Origin of the sequence: Mesorhizobium loti (assembly GCF_003148495.1) — a bacterium.
GTDB lineage: Bacteria > Pseudomonadota > Alphaproteobacteria > Rhizobiales > Rhizobiaceae > Mesorhizobium > Mesorhizobium loti.
Genome location: NZ_QGGH01000012.1, coordinates 145604 through 164152, shown reverse-complemented (window position 1 = coordinate 164152; position 18549 = coordinate 145604). Strand labels below are relative to the sequence as shown.

Sequence of the window (18549 nt, the reverse complement as noted above, 5' to 3'; positions counted from 1 at the left end):
CGGTTTCACCCGTGCACGTCCATCCTTGGATGGCTGTCCCGGGCATTACCCCGGGCGTTTGGCTACTATGGCGGCTCCGTCGCCCTACGGGACATCGGAGAGATGCCCGCTTAGGCGATCCCGTGTTTACGCGATCAGTGAGAGACGACGTGGTTAGGTGGCCCGTTCAATCATTGGCCCCTCGACGAGGGGTGAGCCGTGCGACCAAGTTTAGGTGGGTCTCATGGGGTACCCCACCCTTCGCACGGCATGACGCGTCAACCATTGCTGCGTCACGACTCGCATAAAGTCTCTGATCTGGGCTTCACGCAATCCAGCATTCACCATGCACGTCTTGCCCTGACGTCCCGATGGCCTACAATGGTTTCGGCCCGGATGACGCCTTTTCCCGGCATGCTATTGTCCCCTGCCGGTTTCCCGGTCGCAGCCATTTCTGGCCAAGGTAAGTCGGGTGGGCATCAGGCAGTTCTTGGTTTCCTGAGAAGTCTCCTTCACTCAATTGATCGCGCCGACACGGCGCACCCACAAATTGCGGTTCTGACACACGGCGCGCAGATAGAAGCTGGCGATTCCGAGTGTACGGGCACCAACTTCGGAGTTCCAGCAATAGAAACCACGGAAGTAGAGATCCGGCTCTCCGTTCGGCAGCCTGCCCGCTTCAATCGGATTGAGGTCGTCGACCAGAAACAGGAAGACGTCACGATCAGACGCATAAAGCGTCGTCGTGTCCTTCGAGATATCGACATTGGGATTGTAGATTCCCGTCGACCAGTCGAGCACGCCGGGATAGATCACGTCACGGAACTGTCCTGATAGTCTTGTATGAAACGATTGCGCAGACGCGGCGTGCCTCCAGCATTGCGCCGGGAGATCCGCGCAGGGCGGAGGCGTAGCCGAAGCCCGGAGCGGATTTCCCGGCGCGGCGCTGATCCAGACCCCTTGGAGACGTGCGCCATGGCAATGATCGTTCGTGCTGTGCCTGGCCATCCTCCAATCCCGGCCGAGTTTCCCCTTCTCCTTTCCAATCAGATGCAGATCATCGAACCTGCCTTCGCTTATCTGATCGAGCAGGCTGAGTTGCGGGCGCACTCGCCGGAAACGGTTCGAACCTATGGCGAGCATCTTTACGACTGGTTCGACACGCTCGAACAATCGGGTCTGTCTTGGGACACGGTCGATGAAGGCACCATTCTGGCCTACCGCAACAGGATGCTCGAGACGCCGAGCCCGTATACGGGAAGGCCTTATGCCCGATCGACCATCAATGACAGGGTGCGGTCGGTCTGCCGCTTCTATGCCTGGGCGCATCGCCGCAACATGATTGACGAACTTCCGTTCAGCTATCGGGACGCGCCGCCGGTCAGAACTGCCTCAAAGGGCTTTCTTGCCCACGCGGCGGGCAAGCCCGCGCCGGGAAATATGCTGACGGTCTCAGAGTATGAAACCTTGCCTCGGCCGCTGCGCGTCGGCGATCTTCACCGACTGCTGGCCGCTCTCGACATGCCCTATCGGTTGATTGCGGAATGGGCGGTGACCAGTGGCATGCGACGGATCGAGCTGTGTGCGCTCACGGTGGATCAGGTGCCGCGCAGCGACAAACTGCACATGGAGGATCACCCGCTGGTGGGGATCCCGCTCACCGTCACGAAGGGAAACCGAAGGCGCACGGTCTATCCGCCGCTGAGGCTCATCGACCGCACCAACTGGTATATCGGAGAAGACCGCGCGGCGCTGATAGCGCGATTGCGACGGCAAGACCCAGACTACGTGCCGTCGAACGTCCTATTCCTCAACAAGCGTGGCCTGCCCGTCACCAAAGCCCGCGTGTCGGCCGCATTCGCGCGTGGCTTTGCCGCGGCGGGGTTGGATGGCTCTGCCCACTGGCTGCGGCACACCTTCGCGACGGTCATGCTGGTGCGGCTACAGGCAGAAGCGCAACGCAATCCCGATATCAATCCCCTGAAGGTCCTCCAGGTCCTGCTTGGTCACGCCTCGATCGAGACGACGGCGATCTATCTGCGCTGCGTCGAATTGCATGGAGACGAGATCGCCGAGACGATCGAATACCTCTACGGGCGCGTGATCGACGATGCGTAGTGGGCGCAGTCGCATCGACCGTCGGCTATCAGGCGAGGCCGCGCCAACGGTGTCGATCGAAAGCGGACCGATCGTGCTGTTCCGGGATGCGTGGGGCGAGCTGGTGCAACGGTTCGACCTCGGGCAACTCAATCTTCCGGCCGAGCTTGTTGCTCCCTACGCCGAGGCGTTCCGTGGACATCATACGGCGTCGTCACCTGCCACGCGTCATCAATGCTGGAACGCACTGAAGTTCTTCGCCCGCTTTCTCGCCGACGGCGGCAGTGTTCAGGCGCCGGCGAATTTAACGACCGAACTGTTCGGCCGATACATATTGTGGCTGGATGCCTTGCCTTCGCGAACCGGAAAACCCTGTGCTCCGGGCCTGCGTCACAATCGCTATCAGCCGGTCAAGCTTCTGACCGAGTGGATCGCGAGGCGACGGCCGGATCTGCTGCCGACCCGGCCATCCTTCCCCTTCAATCCGTTTCCCGGCCGGCATGCTCCGAAGGAAGGCCGCCGGCTGTCCGGCTCGCAGCTCAAGGCTGTCTTGCGGTCCTGCTATGAAGAGATCGACGATGCCTGGGCACAGTTCGAGGAAGGGCGGCGATTGCTTGCGGCTCCGACGGAGAGTGACGATCCGGATGGCTTTGAAGCGATGCTGCGGGAATTCCATCGCCTCGGGCATGGCATGATGCCGTCACGTCGTGCCATGCCGGATCGGTTCGGTCGCAGGTTACATCTTCATGGTGGGCACGACAGGTTCGAACGCCACCTTCATGCAACACCCGACTGTCTGGCGCCCTTCTTCATCGCCATCGCGATCCAGACGGCGGGAAACGTCGAGGCGCTTCGGCTTATCGACCGCGATTGCATCGAGCCGCATCCCTTGATCGAACATCGGACGATGATCGACTGGCAGAAGGGGCGCGCCGGTCACATGGTCAAACGCTCGCAGCGCCGATCCTTCGATCGCCGTCGGCGCTATGCGGCACCCAATCTCATCGACAAGCTGCTGAAAATGACCGCCCCACTGGCGGCGTACGCACCTGCGAGCGAAAGGGATCGGTTGTTCCTGATGCGCAGGTCAGGCCAGAGCATCAGCGTCATCCAGCGCACGACCCTCGAAGGCGCCATGGCTCGATTCATCGAGCGGGCAAACCGGCGTGTCGATGCATGGAATGCCGACCATCCCGATCAGTTGCGCATGGCGCTGCCGCGCTTCCACACGAGGATGTTCCGGGGCAGCGTCGCCATCGAGCATTACCGGGCATCGGGCGGGGACGTGCGCGCGGCGCAGACCGTGCTTAATCATGGCAGCGCGGAATTGACGGATCGCTATATCAGGGGAGATCAAAGCCGAGCGCTCCAGCACGAGACCATTGCGAGGTTACAGGCAATGATGGTGGCCTGGATCCTCGAATCCCCTGGCGAATCCGGGCCATGTCCGTCAGCGCCGGCTCTTGCCGCGGAGACATTTGGCCATCGCTGTACTGATCCGGTGGCAGGCGGGGAAAAGCTCTGTCCAAACTTCGGCGGCTGCCTGTCCTGTCCGGGCTTGGTGGTGCCGATCGATGCAATCCATCTCGCGCGCATCCTTCTGGCGATTGAACAACTGGAAAAGGCGCGCACGCGCCTCGACCCGCAGCGGTGGGCGCTGATCTACAAGCCCAGCCACGATCGTCTGGCCGGTGGCATTTTGCCCGACTTCCCTGCCGAACTTCATGGTGACGCGCGAGCCCTGATGGCCTCGTTGCCCGCCTTGCCAGCGCTGGAATGAAACCATGGTTCAGACAGCAACGGTCCTGCAAAATACTTCCGTCCTACCACGCTCGATCTCCTCGACGTCGACCTGGGATGACGACATATGGCGCTTCGATCTCACCCGGCCAGGCGTGACCGACAGCAGCCGGACGATCGGCTGGACATTCGAGCTTCCCGACGGCACCCGGTTCAGCGACCCGACATGGACGGCGCTGCGCGAAACCGTCAAATGCTTCCTGTGGTCGCTCAGGACCGACCCACCGGCGGGCAAGCGAAGACTTGGACCTGGTTCCCTGATCTCGATCTTCAATCAGATACGCGTTCTGATCTGCTGGATGGTCAGTGAAAGGTATGACTGCTTCGGTCAGCTTGATGCCAGTGCTGCCGGCCGGTTCATGACAACACTGCGAGAGCGCCCGGGACGGAAGGGCGAAGCGCTGTCGCTTGCCACCCGGGCCGGCTATCTGTCGATGCTGTCGCGCCTCCATGCCCAACGGGAGAAGCTGATTGATGGCGTTCCGAATGATCTTCGGAGATTCCTGGATGAACACGGGCCCCGACTTCCGCGCCTCGATCGGCAGGAGCGAGGCTTTCCCTACACACCCGACCCGGTTGCAACGGCGCTGATCAGCGGGGCCTTGCGGCTCATCGGCACGCCAGCTGACGACGTGATCGCGCTTCGCGATCTGGCGGCGGTTGCCTATGCCTATCGGATTGACGGCAAGAGGCCGACGCCCGGGGGCGAAGGACAGGCTCGCCGGATGCTCGACGACTTCACCTTCTCCACCTTGCCGAATGAAGACAGTCCCTGGCACGCGCCGGTCGTGCAGTTGAAAGGCATCCATGCCTTGATCGAGCGCATCTACGATGCCTGCTTCGTGGTGATCGCCTGGCTCGTCGGCGCGCGGGTCTCAGAAATCCTCGGGCTCGAGGCCGGATGCATAGAGCGCCATATCGGTCCTGATGGCCAGCAGGTCACCTATCTGCATGGACGGATTTACAAGATGGCGACAGGCGACGGTGGTCAGCCTCACCGCTGGATCGCACCCGAACCCGTGGTCCGCGTCATCGACGTGCTGGAGCGGTTGTCGGCACCCATCCGCAAGAAGCTTGGGACAGACAATTTGTGGATGCTGACGCGGGATCCAACGCTGCTGCGACAGCCTATCGGCATCCCACACAGTGGAGCCTTCGGCGGCCGGCTGAACAGCAGCTTTCGAACGATGCTCGACCTGCCGCTCCATCAAGGAAAGCCCTGGCACCTCAACGCGCATCAAGGACGGAAGACGTTCGCACGCTTCATCGGCAAGCGGGACAGGACAGGCCTTCATGCCCTCCAGGAGCATCTCGGGCACGTCAGCCGGGTGATGACCGACACCGCTTATGTCGGCACGGACTACGAACTCGCCGAATTGATCAACGACGAGATCCTGAAGGAAACGCGGGCAGCGCTGGAGGACCTTCTGACGGCGTCAAATCTGTCGGGCCATGCCGGGCGCATGATCGCGTCGCGATCACCGTTCCGAGGCCGCACACATGATGGCGACCTGGGTGGGTATATAGACTTCATCGTGAAAGACAGCGGTATGGTGCTCGGCGTGTGTGACTGGGGTTACTGCCTCTATCGCCGCGAACATTCCGCCTGCCAGGGTGATGATCATGGACCGAATGCGGTGCTCCGCACACAGAGCGTATGCGCCCGCTGCGCCAATTTTGCGGTAAGCGAGCGCCATAGAGCGGTCTGGGAGGATCGAAAGGTGCGCAATGCTCAGTTGCTTCGGCATCCTGCCCTCGACGATGAAAGCCGTGAACTCGCTCAAGAGCGCATCCTGGAATGCGATCGAATCCTCCGGGGGCTGGCTGGGGAGAGCGATAGTGTCCGGTGATAAAATGAGCATCACCCCCCAGCAGAAGCGCCGTGATGCCACTGCCCAGCGCCTGCGCGCGGCGCTGGCGCGATTGTTGGCACAGGAGGGAAGCGCGAAGCTGTCGGTCGCCGCCCTTGCGCGTGAAGCAGGCGTCGGGCGCAATGCAATCTACGTCAATCATCGCGATGTCATTGCGGAGTTGCTGCAGACAGCTTCGCATCAGATCGACTTTGCCGCGATACCGAAGGCGGCGCCAGACCCCAACTGGCACGCCGTCGCGGCCCAGTTAAGGGAGCAGGTTCGCAGGCTGGCAACGGAGAATGCGAGGTTGCTCAAGCGCGCGCAGGACGCCGAACTGGCAATTGAGCGCATCGAGAGAAGGGCCGCGAAACTTGATGCGGAATTGCGGGCGCTGCGGTCACCAGTGCATCTGCATGGGACGACGCCGATCGCCCGCAACGCCTGATCAGGCCGCCTGTTCATGGCGAGCCGATTGCTGCGCGTGCATCCAATCGGCCGCTTGTTGCGCCTTGCTCGCGGCCGTGAAAATGGCGCGTGCATCGTCCTTCAGCACCTTGATCCACGAGGCAATATACGCTGCATGATCGGCACGCGGATGATGGGCGATCCCCAGGTCGGCAAGGATAAGACCGCTGAGAATCTCCACGCAGCATTCCTCGGCGGCATAGGCCGCCGAGCCGAACCGGCCTGAGAGATCGCGGTCAAGCCGGTGCTTTGAACCGCTGGCGTGACCAGATTCATGTGTCCAGGTGCCATAGAACGATGCGGCATCGCGGAAGGAAGCGAAGTCCGGCATGAACACCGTGTCCGACGACGGAAGATAGTAAGCCTCCGACCCACCGAACACCGTCTTGATCCCGAGGTTGGTGATGAATGCTTCCGCGTGCGTGAGACGCTCGCTCTCCGGCAGCGTGTCGGCCGGGGGGCGCTCATATCCGTCGACCTGAGCGACATTGAACACCGAAAATGCCCGGGCGAACATCCGGCGGTGGCCACCGTCATCACTGTCATCGTCGTTGGTCGGCTCGGAGGAAGCGATCTGCTTCCACAGCACCACAGTGGTCGAGCGTTCTCCCTTGCGCACCTGAGCGCCGGCTTCCTGCCATTGTCGGTAGGTGCCCCACAGACCATCGTCGTAACCGACGGCCATGGCTGCCACCCAAAGCGCCACAGTATTTATGCCGCGGTAGCGTTTGCCAGACGATATATTGGTTGGCCGTGCAGCGCTCGTCCCGTTGTGGAACCACGGTGCGTGCCACTCGCCTGCACCTTGCTCGATTGCCGCGATGATCTCCGCCGTGACGCGGGTGTACACGTCTGCCCGATCTTGAGCCGCCATGATCAGGCCCTCCCTGCGCAGGAGGCGTCAGCGCTCAAGAATACAGTTGCAAAATGACCTAAGCCCGGCACTTTCCAGCGCGTGTCGCCGGTACCGTTGCCGGCGATCTTTTGCACGGCGTCCACCAGCTCTGAGTCAAATATTCTGCCGTAATCAGGGCCTGTTACCGCTCGCAGTTCCAGGCGTCCGTTCTCGATTTCCAGCGTCTTGATCTGCTCGGCGCGGTGGGTGAGGAGACCATGCTGAAGGTTGATCGCAGCGAGCGGAGCTGGAAGCTGGCGCAGATAGGTGGCCGGCGCGCCGACCAGGCTGGCGAGTTGGCCAAAACTCCAATGCGTGGGGGCAACAGGCGCACGCGCATCGGGCAGCATCAGCCTCAGCCGCTCCGGATCGTCGCGGCTGGCCTCGACGCGGATCAGCTCACTTTCGACGATGCGGGTCTTGCTGCGCTCCGATCGGCTCTTTACCGAATTCCGGAGGTCGGTAAGCGACAGGTATCGCTCGTCCGCCGGCCTGTTGAACCATTCTGACGAGACGCGGCCGATGCGCTGGCCGCGGCTGACGTCGACCTTGTAACCGGCACGCTCGTTGCGCATGGGCGTGTGAATTTCCATTTGTGTCATGGTTGCTGCTCCGCGGCGGACGCCGGGAGCCTCTCTCCCGGACCTTCACCCGCCGCCGCAGGCCCGCCCGCCCTCTACCTCTGCCGGCATCCCCGCCCGCCGCCAGAAGCGCCGGCATTGCGGTCGCGGCCTCGGCAAAGCTGATTCCCAGGAGGGAAGGCTCGGGCTTTAGAATCGACATGAACCAAATTCGGAAAGCTGACAGCTTGAGCGACCCATGCCTGAGCCGAAACCGCGCCATAAGCGGGGGTGCTGTCGTTGTACAGCGCATGCTGAGTGCTAGACAGGCCTACGTGCCCTCATAGGTACTCGATTGCTTCAAACCAAACGAGAACTTACGGTGAAGCTATCTCGGAAACTCCCTTGAGAGGCGCTTCTTTTGATCACACGGGTGTTAGATATTTTTCAGCGCCTTGTTCTCGCGCGTGTAATGCGAGCCTACAGTCAGCCCGCTGGCCTCAAGCTTCGGATCGAGCATTGATGTCGTGAAAATAATCTGGTGAGGAAATTTCGCCTTTGCCGACTCCTGAATAATGAGATGCTGGTAATTATGGCTTCTCTTCTGTTCCATCCCCTTGTCTTCGATGTTGTCCATCAGAAGAAACTTGGGATGCCAGAAATCGGCGTCGTAAGCCGCAGCCAATAAAAGGGAAAGTATCGCTGTGTTTTTCAGAACAACATTGCTACTTTCAGCGAAATTCATCTTACCGTCGACCAGCATAGCGTCATCCGCGAAATTAATTGAGAACGTGCTTGGATCTTCAAACGTATCTTCGCGCTTGAGATCCGCCTTCAATATTCGCTTGCCTATGACATCGACCAAATTCATCGCCTTGTTCACCCGGGCATAGGATGATGCTTCGAGGCGCTTAATTTTTGCTTCGAGAAGCTCGATCTGATCGTTGAGTTTGGCACGTTCGGCGGACAATTCATCGATACGCTGAAGGGTAGCTCGCAACTCCTCCAGGTATCCCCCCTCGCGTTCTAGGCGCCCTAGCAGCTTGTATCGTTCGGCCAGAAAGCTCTCTCGTGGCGAGTTACTGATATCGTATCGGGAAGAGAAGTCGGATACTGCGGAGGAATATTCTCGACGAAGCGCTCGGATTTCTGTTTGAGACTTTTCCGTCTGCGCTGCCTTGGTAGTTAACAGCTGCCGCGACTCGCGGATTTGCAACTCATTGTCAACCTTCAATTCAAAATACCTTGAACGCGTTTTATCTTCGTCCACGACTTCATGACAAACAATGCAATGCTGTGTATCGCCATCTGCTAGAGGTTGCAGACAGGCCGGGCAATACTGGAATTCAATGTTGCCTAGTTTCTCGGAAAGGTCATCAGCTGCATTGAGGGCAGCCAGCTGCTCTTCGAGATAGGCTACGAACTGTCCAATTTCCTCTTGCTCGTCGGCGAGATCAACGACGCGCTGCTCTCGATCTTGCAGGTCGGAGGCGAGTTTACGAAGCCGGCGCTGCATTTCCTGGCGCTGTGCAACAAAATGTTTTGACCGATCCTCTGCAACCAGATTGTCGACGTTGCGGATCTCGCCAATGACCCTATCCCTATGCGCCGATAGCTCTCCCATTCGCACGTTGAGAGCTGCAATCGAAGTTAATCCCTCGGTGCCTGGGAGCGACATTACTGTCGCTTTGTAAAGCCTGTCCTTGTCCTGATATTCCGCCTTCAGCTCGCGTACGCGGAGCAGACTCTCGTAGAGCTCGTATCCGTTCACACCGACGATCAGCTGGCCGACAGTGTCTCTAATCTCCCGAGTATCAAATGTTTCAAACTTAAAGAGCTTTCCCGGTGGTGTCTGTTGGTCCGCGTATAGGAGGCGGAGCACCTGATGCATAGTGATGTTCGAGTTACCAACGTTCGGCGCCTCGGGAATCCCGGCGGCACGAAATAGCACCTGCGTGAATGAAAGCTCGGTACTGCCCTGCGTGCGTCGGATGGACACTCGCTGCCAGTCGTCGATTCCTTTGGACAGCGACTCTTCGAGATCGCCATAATAAACCAAAATCGGCTCCTGCTTGGTGCCCACGGCGCGCTGAACAGTGATCGTCGATTGGTCCGTCTCGATTTCCATCCGCACTGCGGTGCAGTTTCGTGCGGCGTCTTTCCACCGATCAAACTCGCCGCCGAGTCCATAGAAGATGAAATCCGATATCGTTGATTTACCAGAGCTGTTCTCGCCGCGAATAATGTTGACGCCACGATGGAATACCTCGTCGTAAGCGACGTGTTTGCCATGGGTGATACGAACTCGTTTAAGAGCAAAAAAAGCAACCAATTTACGTACCAACCCTTCTTAGACCCGTCATTTCGCGCAATCCGCGCTTACCTCGGCCGATCGTTGTGAAATCAGCGATGAGGAATTTGAGAATCGGCTTCTCATTCGGAAGAACGAGCTGAGGTCCAAGCCATTCGGCCAGTGCAAGACCTTCATTACTGAGTTGATACCGGTCATTATTGACCAGGCCGACATCGACCAGACCCTTCCCGACAAGATTATGGAGAGCTTGAGCCTGAATGCCTCCCATTTTGCTGTAAAGAATTTGTGGAGAGGGAAGTTGAATGAACGTCTCGTCGGGCTTTGGAACACGCAAAGCTGCAAATGAACGCCGCACATCCAACGTCATTTGGGTTAGATGAAGAAGGCTCGGGTTTACGAAGTAGAAATCTGAGACGAAGAGACGGTCGCGGGTTGGTGCCTCGTCGCTCCAATTAGCGAGCAGTGCAAGATATCGGCGCGCTGTATCTACGACATCAAGCTGTGCATACCAAAGTCGATATGTCACGGCTTGTCCCACCGAATGTGGCAGCGCTCGGTAAGAAAATAGAGCGCATTCATTATCGTCTTAGCCGTAGCGTTGTCCGCAGCATATTTTGCACTTAGCGGCTCGACAATTTCGCTCTGAACCGCCTTTGATATCGTCAATCCGTCAGCGCCATTGCAGATAAGCGGATGAAAAATCAGGGTCTGAAAGCGCTGCTCGATATCAGCGAGTAAGTTCCTATAAGCGGTCGATATTGACGTCTTAAGACCGGTTCTGACAAAAGGTCGTGCAAATTTGTTCTGAGAATCGTTCGCGAACGGATATTCATGGTCTCGCCCGGCCGCAACCATCTTTGACATCAAATCTCGCCGGTCGGTCGAACTTGCCTCATCCAGACCATCGTCCCTAAACGTTTCCAGTCCCACTCGTTCATCCGGGGTAGTGATCGGAGCAAGTTTCCGAATCCGATGCCTAATACTCGTGTATATTAAGCTGTTCCTGTCATGCGGCTTACAGATACCTATGTGGTCTGCGTCAATCGGAACAGGCGTCGTTCCAGTCACACCGGGGTCGGCGCTCTTCGCGTCAACTACGAGGAACGTTTTCTTGGTCAGGTGTTGTTCGTGATAAACCAGAACCGTAATGGGCGTTCCATGACAATGGGATCGGAAGCTCTCATTGAGTTCCTGCAATTCGGCATTGTCATTCAAGAGCTTGTTCACATGAACCGACGTGAACCCTTGCACAAAAAACTTCAGAAGGTTTGCAACGCTAGAGCCGCTATGCGGTGTGGCGACGAAAAAAACCCCCACACAACCCTCGCCGACTCTACGCCAATCTTCGTCTGTCGACTCCTTTGCAGTCCGCAGTATTTGTTTGACCAGCAAGCCACCTAGACTGTGACAAATGAATATGATGGGCCGCTTGCCGAACTCGTAGCTTGCTAGTGTTTCAAGGAAGTTCTTGGCGCGCTCATACAGGTTCATTTCTTTTTTCGCCCATTGAGCAAAAACGCTCGCTGGAAAACCCAGGGTATAGAGATTCAGATGTGGGACATCAGCTGCCAGCCAATGTGGCCAGTATCCCCCCTCGGGTTCTGTGGAACCATCAGCCGTCCATGTTTCGACAGGATCACCGGAGAGACCGTGAACGAAAATCACATCGGCTGTGCCGCCTTTGGCGGAGATTGTGGCAAAGTAATTGGAAGACGACACGGGGCGCACTCGGCAGCAAATCAATCTCACAACTTTAAATAAGCACCGACGAAGTACAAGGCTGGAATTTGCACGTTTGGCCGAAGACATCGCTTATTCACCGTCTTATGTGCTCCATTGCGCTAGGCGAGGGATGACTGCTCGCCATTCGCCGTCAATGGCGGCTTCATCTTTTGGCGCATCGCGCAGAAACTGCGGATCAGCCCGAAGGCTCGGCGGGACAGATTGCTGCTGGGGCGCTTAGGCCGGTCCGGCTTCCTCGTCGAGCAGTTCTGCGACGACCGCGACAGCAAGCCGTGGTCCGCTTTCGCGCGGCGCGCGATCTTGCCAGCGCGAACGCAAGGCCGCGTGCCATCGAAAAGCGATGGCGCTGAGACGGGAACCCCATGTGCTTGTCGTTGGCGGATCGGACTCCAGCGGCGGAGCCGGATTAGCACGCGATATCGAGACGATCGCTTCTATTGGCGTACGCACCTGTCTTTGCTGTCACCGCGATAACGGTGCAGACGCACGAAGCCGTCACGGAAATCCATCATTCGCCACCAATCCTGGTGGCCGATCAGATGAGGGCAGCGCTTCAGGCCAACGAGGTGGCGGCCAACCGAATGACCGCAGCCCGCCTGCCGAGTTGAGGCCCGCCGCCGGCTCCGCCGTTTGCAATGGGGAGACCGATATCTGGCTCTTTCGGCCGCGAAGGAGGGTCAGGCAGCGGCTTGCTTCAACGCTTGAACCGAGCGTTGCGCCGACTCAACCTCGACATTGTCGATCAGCCGCGTCTGGCCGAGCCAGGCGGCGACGAGCAGCCGCGCCGGCCGATCCGCCGTGGCCATTAGGGCAAGATTATCGCCGGCGCGAAGTTCGAGATACTCCACCGGCGAGAAGCCCGCAGCGAGGATCTCCTGTCGAGCATCATGCAGCAGGCGCTCTACGGGTTCTCCGGAGCTTAGACGCCCGGCAGTTTCGAACAGGATCTCTGCCAGTCGGGGCGCGGAGCGGCGCTCGGCGGCGGACAGTCGCGTGTTGCGCGACGACATCGCCAGCCCATCCGCTTCACGCACGGTCGGACCGGCGACGATCTCGATCGGAATATCAAGGTCACGCACCAGGCGTCGCACGACTTGCAGCTGCTGAAAGTCCTTTTCGCCGAAAAACGCCAGATTGGCGCCGGTCTGCAGGAACAGCTTCGTCACCACGGTCGCCACGCCATCGAAATGGCCGGGCCGGAACGCTCCGCACAGAGCCTCGCTCACCCCGGCGACCGAAACCGTTGTGGCAAAGCCTTGCGGATATATGTCGGCTGCATCGGGAGCATACAGAATATGGGTGCCGACCGACGCGAGCTTGGCGGCGTCATCGTGCTCGGTGCGCGGATAGACAGCGAGATCGCCGGCGCTGTTGAACTGTTTGGGATTGACGAAGAGCGTCACGATGACCCGGTCGGCCTTTGCAAGTGCGGCACGGACCAAGCTCAGGTGACCCTCGTGCAGGGCGCCCATGGTCGGCACAACGGCGACCCTGAAGCCTTCCCGGCGCCACGCGGCGACGATGCTGCGCAGTTCGGCAACGATCCGGACAATCGGAATGCTCATGCGGCTTCTCCTCCATTGACAGGACGTGGCACGTCGCCGAAGACGTGCTCGACCGCTGGAAAGCGGCGCTCGCGCACCTCGTTCGCATACGTCGCGATTGCTGCCTCGGCGGTCCCGGCAAGCTCGGCATAGCGCTTGACGAATTTAGGCCGGAAGGTTCCAAACAGGCCCAGGATGTCATCGACAACCAGGATCTGCCCGTCACAAGCCGGCGACGCGCCGATGCCAATGGTGGGGATCGCGACTTCCTGTGTGATCTGCCGGGCAAGCGTTTCGGGTATTTTCTCAAGCACGACCGCGAAGGCGCCCGCCTCGCTCACCGTGACCGCATCGCGCAGGATGTGCTCGGCATCCTCGTCTCGGCCTTGGACGCGATAGCCACCGAAGGCATTGACCGCCTGCGGCGTCAGCCCGACATGACCTATCACCGGAACACCGCGCATGGCAAGAAATCGGATCGTCCCGGCAATACTCTCGCCGCCTTCGAGCTTGATCGCAGAACAACCGGTTTCGGCCATCAGACGGGCGGCATTGCGGAAGGCCTGCTCGGGACCTTCCTCATAGGAACCGAAAGGCATGTCGACCACCATCACCGCCTTTTCCAGCCCGCGCCGCACGGCCTTGCCATGCATGATCATCATCTCAAGCGTCACGCCGACTGTCGAAGGAAGCCCATGGAGAACCATGCCGACGCTGTCGCCGACCAGAACCACATCGCAGTGATCGTCGACCAGCTTCGCGATTGGCGTCGTGTAGGCCGTCAGGCAAACAAGTGGCATCTTGCCCTTGCGCGCCGCAATGTCCGGCGGCGTCAACGCCTTGGCCGCTCCCGTTGCGCTCACCAAGTTTCCTTCCCCTGCGTCAACCGCGATGGAAGCGTTTGCCACAAATTTGTGCAGATGCGAAGAGAAAAATTTGCATCGCACAATAAAGCCGCGCGTCCGCCATCCCACGCATTGTCGCCAACCGCCGGGCAATACAAGGACTTCGTATCGAGCCGTGACCATCCCTGTGATATCCTGCTCCATGGCCATTGGTTCGAAATCGCGTCCTCGCCACCTGCCGAAAAAGAGCTTTCCAGCCTACGCGTACTTGCCCGGCAGGCATCCGCATCCCGTCCGCGATCCCGCTGGACATAGCTATCGTGTCGAGCCGATGCCGGTCACCGCAGATGCGTCGCTTGGCTCAGATCCATTCCTCTGGGGCCTCGACCTCTTCAATCATGGTTATTACTGGGAAGCACATGAGGCTTGGGAAGGTCTCTGGCAGGTTGCGGACCGAGGCGGCCCTTCTCGCGTGTTCTTTAAAGCATTGATCCTGTTGTCGGCAGCCGGCGTGAAGATACGTGAGGGCAAAACTGCTGCAGCGGTGCGCCACTCTCAGCGCTCCGCAAAGCTGTTTCGTCGATTGAACGGCCCGTCGGAACATATTGTCGAAAACGCGCTTGGCCTCCCGCCAGCAATTCTCGCCGACTATGCCGAAGCAGCAACAAGGGTCCCCGCTGCGTTGCGGGACGTGCCACTCGGTCGGCCTCAACCGGTGTTTGATTTCGTCCTCGGATCAGATTGTCAGGGCCACTAATCCGCAAACAGTTGGGATGCAAAGAATGAAAGGTAAAATCCCGGACGGGGATGGCGAGTGTTGCGGAATGGTCAAAAAAGCTCTTCCAAGCAACAAAATACGGCTGTGGGTCAGCAGCTAAAGCGGCTGAGCACCACATCCAGGCGCCGCTTGGCGGCTTGGGCCGTCTCTAGACGCTCTCGGTTTTCTCCGACCACCTCCTCCGGCGCGCGAGCAACGAAGTCTGGGTTGTCGAGCTTTCCGGAGAGTTCTTTGATCTCAGCCTCCAGACCACTGACCTGCCTCGCCAGTCGCAGGTCAGCTCTGCTTTAAGGTGGATAAACTCGGCCAGCTCTCGCTCTGCTTCAGGCACGATTTCGCGGGGCGCGCAGCGCGTTGGCTGCGTTCAGAGTCAGACCGCTCGGCGGTAAGTCCAGAGCTGCGCGGGCGGGATATTGCGGACGACGAAATCGTAGTGTGACACGATGTAGCGGTCCGGCATCTTGATCACTGGCGACAATGGTCCGTAGGTGATTTGCATCACTGGCCTGCCAGCAGGGATGCGGGTCAGCAAATCCTCAAGCAAGGCGATGCGCCGCTCCATCGGGAAGCTCAACATCGGCACCGCGCTTATGACACAGTCGAACTGTTCGGCGTTTCGCTCCGCCAGGACTTCATCCAGCGAAAAAGCATCGCCCAATCGAAAATCTACGCACGGAAAACGTAGGGTGAGGCGATGGTAGAAATCCTTCGAATATTCGACCGAAACCAGCTGCTGTGGCTTCACGCCCGTGTCCAGGATAGCCTTGGTGATTACGCCGGTTCCCGCCCCAAGCTCAAGAACCGGCATTCCGGACGCTGGCCTGATCACGCTAGCCATGCGGCGCGCCGCATGAACGGAAGTTGGCATGAGCGCGCCCACTCCTTTTTTGTCCCTTTGCCAGCACCGGAAGAATTGCACTTCTTCCTCAAACTTCCGGCCGAGGCGCTCCTTCAAGCGAAAGACCATGTCTACTCCCTGCTACGGCTATTCATCGGCGTCGCTTTGACGGAGGGACGTTTGGACAAGTTTTTCGACATTTACAAGCGCTGACGGCGTTGAAACGGCGCCGGAGTTTGCGTCGGCCGGAACGAAGACCGGTCGTTCGACTCCATCGGGACCGCCAGCACGGTTCGCGTCTGCATCGCCAGTCCTCATCGTGGTGTTCACGTCTACGACGGCTGGAAGGCGAAGTCCAAGCCGGCCAGACTCGGTGGCCAAGCGCGGCATCACCTGAGCGACAATTCGCAACTGCTCGGCACCAACGCAAATGGATCGAAGCCAACTCGGCGGGAATTCGCTGATGGGGAGAGCCTTGTCCATTCCCGCGCTTCGTGTCTCGCTGAAAACGGTCGTTGGCGTTGGATGAGATCAACGCCGGAAAAAGAAGCCTGTCGGTTGATCCCGCTTACGGGTCGCTCCCGTCGGTCGCTCGATCGACAGCCTCGTGCGAGGTGGAAGCTCGCCCAAGTTCAATTCGAGGAGACGCTGGTCCAGCTCCATGTCCGCCGCTGTGAGCCGATGGTTCAGGCGAAGGTAATCCATCCAGGTCGGCGTGCGGAATGTCTCTGTCCACTGGGAAGGCTCCTGGAGATCGCGCTGAAGGTTCCAGTGCCGGGCACCGACGCGGCTTTGCACTCGCCGTCGTTCGCGCATCTGTTCCAGGAGGGCTTCGACGTTCGTCTCCGGTATCAAGTACTCGATCTTGACGACGATCGGGCCGCTTCTCGACTTCAAGTCCACCGCGACCGCAGGCGTTTCGAAGCCAAGAGGATCCTGGTCAGAATCTTTCCATTGACGAATGGGCAACCGTAGCCCGGTGAAGGCGACAAGCAGGAGAGCGCCAGCGGAGCTCTCCAGCGCCACGGTAAGCGAATAGTTCTCAGCCACCGTGCCCCACAGCCAGCTGCCGGCCGCGATGCCGCCCGACGAGAGGGCAGAGTAGATCGAGAGCGTGCGACCAACGACCCACCGTGGGCTTGACAGTTGCACGCTCACGTCAAGCCCGGTCCAGGTGACGACCCAGCCAGCGCCGCCGAGCGCCAAAGCAATAGCCGCAACCGCCAGTGAAGGCGTCAGGGCAAGCGAAAGACAACAAGCCGCGCAGGCGATGCAGGCCAGTGTCGTCAGACGCTCTTGGGACAGCGACCGTCGCAGGATGTTGTTGCAGATGCCGGTGCACAAGGCGCCCGTCCCGAAGCCGGCCATCAGGATACCATAAGACCTTATGTCCTTTCTGGTTGCCGGCTGGGAGGTGGTTCGCCCTACACTGGCAGTGTTGAAACGAGGGTTGCTCGTCGAGCCTATCCTCATGCCAGGAGGACGAACCATGGAAGAATATAGCGAAGTTTTCGTAGGATTGGATGTTGCGAAGGATCGGCATGCTGTTGCTCTCGCCGAGAGCGGGCGTACCGGCGAGGTTCGGTATGTCGGAGAGATATCGTCCGATAGTGCGTCAGTACGCCGCCTCGTCCGCAAGCTCGGACGCCCGGGTGTACGATTGAGATTTTGCTATGAGGCTGGACCCACCGGATACGGTCTGAAGCGGGATATCGAAGCGCTTGGCTACGAGTGCGCCGTGATTGCTCCGTCTCTGATCCCGCGCAAGCCTGGCGATCGGGTCAAGACCAACCGCCGCGATGCCGAGAAACTTGCCCGGCTGTTCCGCGCCGGTGAGCTGACGGAGATCTGGACACCGGACGCTGCTCATGAGGCTATACGGGACCTGATCCGCGCCCGCGAGGCTGCGGTGAAGGATCGAACCCGCAAGCGGCAGGAGATTCGATCCTTCCTGTTGCGACATGGCAAGATTTATCCGGGCCTGAAGGCCTGGGGAACGAGGTATCTCAAATGGCTGCATGGACTGAGTTTCTCATACCGCAGTCAGCAAGCTGTCCTGCAGGAGTTGATCCTCGCAGAGTCGCAGTGCCGGGAAAGAGTAGCGCGCCTGGAAAAAGCAATCGAGGACGGCCTGCTCGACTGGCCACTCGCGCCGGTAGTCGAACGCTTGCAGGCTTTGCGTGGGGTCCAGCTCATTTGTGCGGCTACCTTCATGGTCGAAATCGGCGATGTACGCCGCTTTGCCAACCCGCGACAACTGATGGCTTATCTCGGACTTGTCCCCTCGGAGCGCTCGACCGGGGACGCCGTGCGACGGGGCGGTATCACCAAGGCTGGGAATGCCCGAGTGCGCCGCGTCTTGGCCGAGAGCGCCTGGACTTACCGCTATCCGGCCAAACTGGGGAAAAGAAAATACTTCGAAAGCCGCCACATGCCTGAAGTCGTGCGAGACATAGCGTGGAACGCACAGGCGCGCTTGACCAAGCGCTACAGGGCCATGATCGCGCGTGGCAAGCGCAGCACCGTGGCTGTCACCGCAATAGCTCGGGAACTCGCAGCTTTCATGTGGGCCATCGCCCGAGCGGATGAGCAGCAGGCAGGAACCTGATCCTCGTCGCGACGAAATAGTCATCGCGCCTATCGGCGGGGACGTGGCATTGAATGGGGAATTCCCGGCATCGCTTTGTGGCCGGCAATGCCGACGCCCGTTGTAAGAGAGGGACCAGCCCCGGACGAATACATGGACATGCGGTAACCAACCCGCGCATCAGAGCTTGTTCACCCGCGTCCCAGGCCACGTCTCCACCGATAGGCGCTCAGTCAATGAGAAACCGACCG

The 18549-nt window shown here is 59.4% G+C and carries 14 protein-coding genes and 4 pseudogenes; 7 read left to right on the top strand and 11 right to left on the bottom strand.

Going from position 1 to position 18549, the window contains the following annotated elements; all coding sequences use genetic code 11:
- Positions 1–522: 522 nt before the first annotated feature.
- Positions 523–786: pseudogene (locus C8D77_RS29450) on the bottom strand (DUF932 domain-containing protein); the annotation flags it as partial.
- Positions 787–954: 168 nt separating this feature from the next.
- Here C8D77_RS29450 and C8D77_RS29445 point away from each other — a divergent pair.
- From C8D77_RS29445 to C8D77_RS29430, 4 genes are all read left to right on the top strand, one after another.
- Positions 955–2097 carry a tyrosine-type recombinase/integrase gene (locus C8D77_RS29445; RefSeq protein ID WP_109670876.1) on the top strand — a complete coding sequence of 381 codons (1143 nt, stop codon included), beginning with the start codon at positions 955–957 and terminating at the stop codon, positions 2095–2097.
- A gap of 637 nt (positions 2098–2734) precedes the next feature.
- A complete protein-coding gene (locus tag C8D77_RS37770) occupies positions 2735–3856 on the top strand; it encodes a hypothetical protein (RefSeq protein WP_170136856.1) in 1122 nt (373 codons plus the stop codon).
- Positions 3857–3971: 115 nt separating this feature from the next.
- Positions 3972–5726, top strand: a complete 1755-nt coding sequence (locus C8D77_RS29435; RefSeq protein WP_245951907.1) for a site-specific integrase — start codon at positions 3972–3974, stop codon at positions 5724–5726.
- A 4-nt stretch (positions 5727–5730) separates the two neighbouring features.
- Positions 5731–6174: a TetR family transcriptional regulator gene (locus C8D77_RS29430; protein ID WP_170136855.1), complete on the top strand. Its 444-nt coding sequence runs from the start codon at positions 5731–5733 to the stop codon at positions 6172–6174.
- Here C8D77_RS29430 and C8D77_RS29425 read toward each other — a convergent pair whose 3' ends face one another.
- From C8D77_RS29425 to C8D77_RS29410, 5 genes and pseudogenes are all read right to left on the bottom strand, one after another.
- A complete protein-coding gene (locus tag C8D77_RS29425) occupies positions 6175–7068 on the bottom strand; it encodes an ArdC family protein (protein ID WP_109670834.1) in 894 nt (297 codons plus the stop codon).
- 44 nt (positions 7069–7112) lie between these two features.
- Positions 7113–7691 (bottom strand): annotated as a pseudogene (locus tag C8D77_RS29420) (hypothetical protein); the annotation flags it as partial.
- A 394-nt stretch (positions 7692–8085) separates the two neighbouring features.
- On the bottom strand, positions 8086–9981 hold the full coding sequence (locus tag C8D77_RS29415) for an ATP-binding protein (RefSeq protein WP_170136854.1): 1896 nt from the start codon (positions 9979–9981) through the stop codon (positions 8086–8088).
- Position 9982: 1 nt separating this feature from the next.
- Positions 9983–10489, bottom strand: coding sequence for an ABC-three component system middle component 5 (locus tag C8D77_RS37345; RefSeq protein WP_146211840.1), 507 nt, complete (start codon positions 10487–10489; stop codon positions 9983–9985).
- A complete protein-coding gene (locus tag C8D77_RS29410) occupies positions 10486–11682 on the bottom strand; it encodes an ABC-three component system protein (protein ID WP_146211839.1) in 1197 nt (398 codons plus the stop codon). Before C8D77_RS29410 ends, C8D77_RS37345 begins: the two co-directional genes overlap by 4 nt.
- Before the next feature lie 364 nt (positions 11683–12046).
- On the opposite strand from C8D77_RS29410, the pseudogene C8D77_RS29405 reads away from it, so the two are divergent.
- Positions 12047–12281, top strand: a pseudogene (locus tag C8D77_RS29405) (bifunctional hydroxymethylpyrimidine kinase/phosphomethylpyrimidine kinase); the annotation flags it as partial.
- A 102-nt stretch (positions 12282–12383) separates the two neighbouring features.
- Here the strand turns inward: C8D77_RS29405 and panC are convergent.
- Both panC and panB read right to left on the bottom strand, forming a co-directional pair.
- The gene (gene panC, locus C8D77_RS29400; protein ID WP_109670828.1) at positions 12384–13271 is read right to left on the bottom strand and encodes a pantoate--beta-alanine ligase; all 888 of its coding nucleotides are present in this window, start codon (positions 13269–13271) and stop codon (positions 12384–12386) included.
- Entirely contained in the window at positions 13268–14113 is an 846-nt protein-coding gene (gene panB, locus C8D77_RS29395) for a 3-methyl-2-oxobutanoate hydroxymethyltransferase (RefSeq protein WP_109670872.1), read from the bottom strand. The genes panC and panB overlap by 4 nt, the downstream gene beginning before the upstream one ends.
- 184 nt (positions 14114–14297) lie before the next feature.
- Between panB and C8D77_RS29390 the strand changes: the two genes are divergently transcribed.
- Positions 14298–14852 carry a DUF309 domain-containing protein gene (locus C8D77_RS29390; RefSeq protein WP_109670826.1) on the top strand — a complete coding sequence of 185 codons (555 nt, stop codon included), beginning with the start codon at positions 14298–14300 and terminating at the stop codon, positions 14850–14852.
- Positions 14853–14962: 110 nt separating this feature from the next.
- On the opposite strand, the gene C8D77_RS29385 is transcribed toward C8D77_RS29390, so the two are convergent.
- From C8D77_RS29385 to C8D77_RS29375, 3 genes and pseudogenes are all read right to left on the bottom strand, one after another.
- The gene (locus C8D77_RS29385; protein ID WP_281277055.1) at positions 14963–15142 is read right to left on the bottom strand and encodes a hypothetical protein; all 180 of its coding nucleotides are present in this window, start codon (positions 15140–15142) and stop codon (positions 14963–14965) included.
- 101 nt (positions 15143–15243) lie between these two features.
- Positions 15244–15840 carry a phospholipid N-methyltransferase PmtA gene (gene pmtA, locus C8D77_RS29380; RefSeq protein WP_109670821.1) on the bottom strand — a complete coding sequence of 199 codons (597 nt, stop codon included), beginning with the start codon at positions 15838–15840 and terminating at the stop codon, positions 15244–15246.
- 402 nt (positions 15841–16242) lie between these two features.
- A pseudogene (locus C8D77_RS29375) lies at positions 16243–17091 on the bottom strand (MFS transporter); the annotation flags it as partial.
- 109 nt (positions 17092–17200) lie between these two features.
- Here C8D77_RS29375 and C8D77_RS29370 point away from each other — a divergent pair.
- The gene (locus C8D77_RS29370; protein ID WP_109670819.1) at positions 17201–18319 is read left to right on the top strand and encodes an IS110 family RNA-guided transposase; all 1119 of its coding nucleotides are present in this window, start codon (positions 17201–17203) and stop codon (positions 18317–18319) included.
- The last annotated feature ends 230 nt before the right edge of the window (positions 18320–18549 follow it).

Coding starts and splice junctions, on each gene's coding strand:
- C8D77_RS29445 (WP_109670876.1), top strand. CDS start 955: ATGGCAATGATCGTTCGTGCTGTGCCTGGCCATCCTCCAATCCCGGCC.
- C8D77_RS37770 (WP_170136856.1), top strand. CDS start 2,735: ATGCTGCGGGAATTCCATCGCCTCGGGCATGGCATGATGCCGTCACGT.
- C8D77_RS29430 (WP_170136855.1), top strand. CDS start 5,731: ATGAGCATCACCCCCCAGCAGAAGCGCCGTGATGCCACTGCCCAGCGC.
- C8D77_RS29425 (WP_109670834.1), bottom strand. CDS start 7,068: ATGGCGGCTCAAGATCGGGCAGACGTGTACACCCGCGTCACGGCGGAG.
- panC (WP_109670828.1), bottom strand. CDS start 13,271: ATGAGCATTCCGATTGTCCGGATCGTTGCCGAACTGCGCAGCATCGTC.
- C8D77_RS29390 (WP_109670826.1), top strand. CDS start 14,298: ATGGCCATTGGTTCGAAATCGCGTCCTCGCCACCTGCCGAAAAAGAGC.
- pmtA (WP_109670821.1), bottom strand. CDS start 15,840: ATGGTCTTTCGCTTGAAGGAGCGCCTCGGCCGGAAGTTTGAGGAAGAA.
- C8D77_RS29370 (WP_109670819.1), top strand. CDS start 17,201: ATGGAAGAATATAGCGAAGTTTTCGTAGGATTGGATGTTGCGAAGGAT.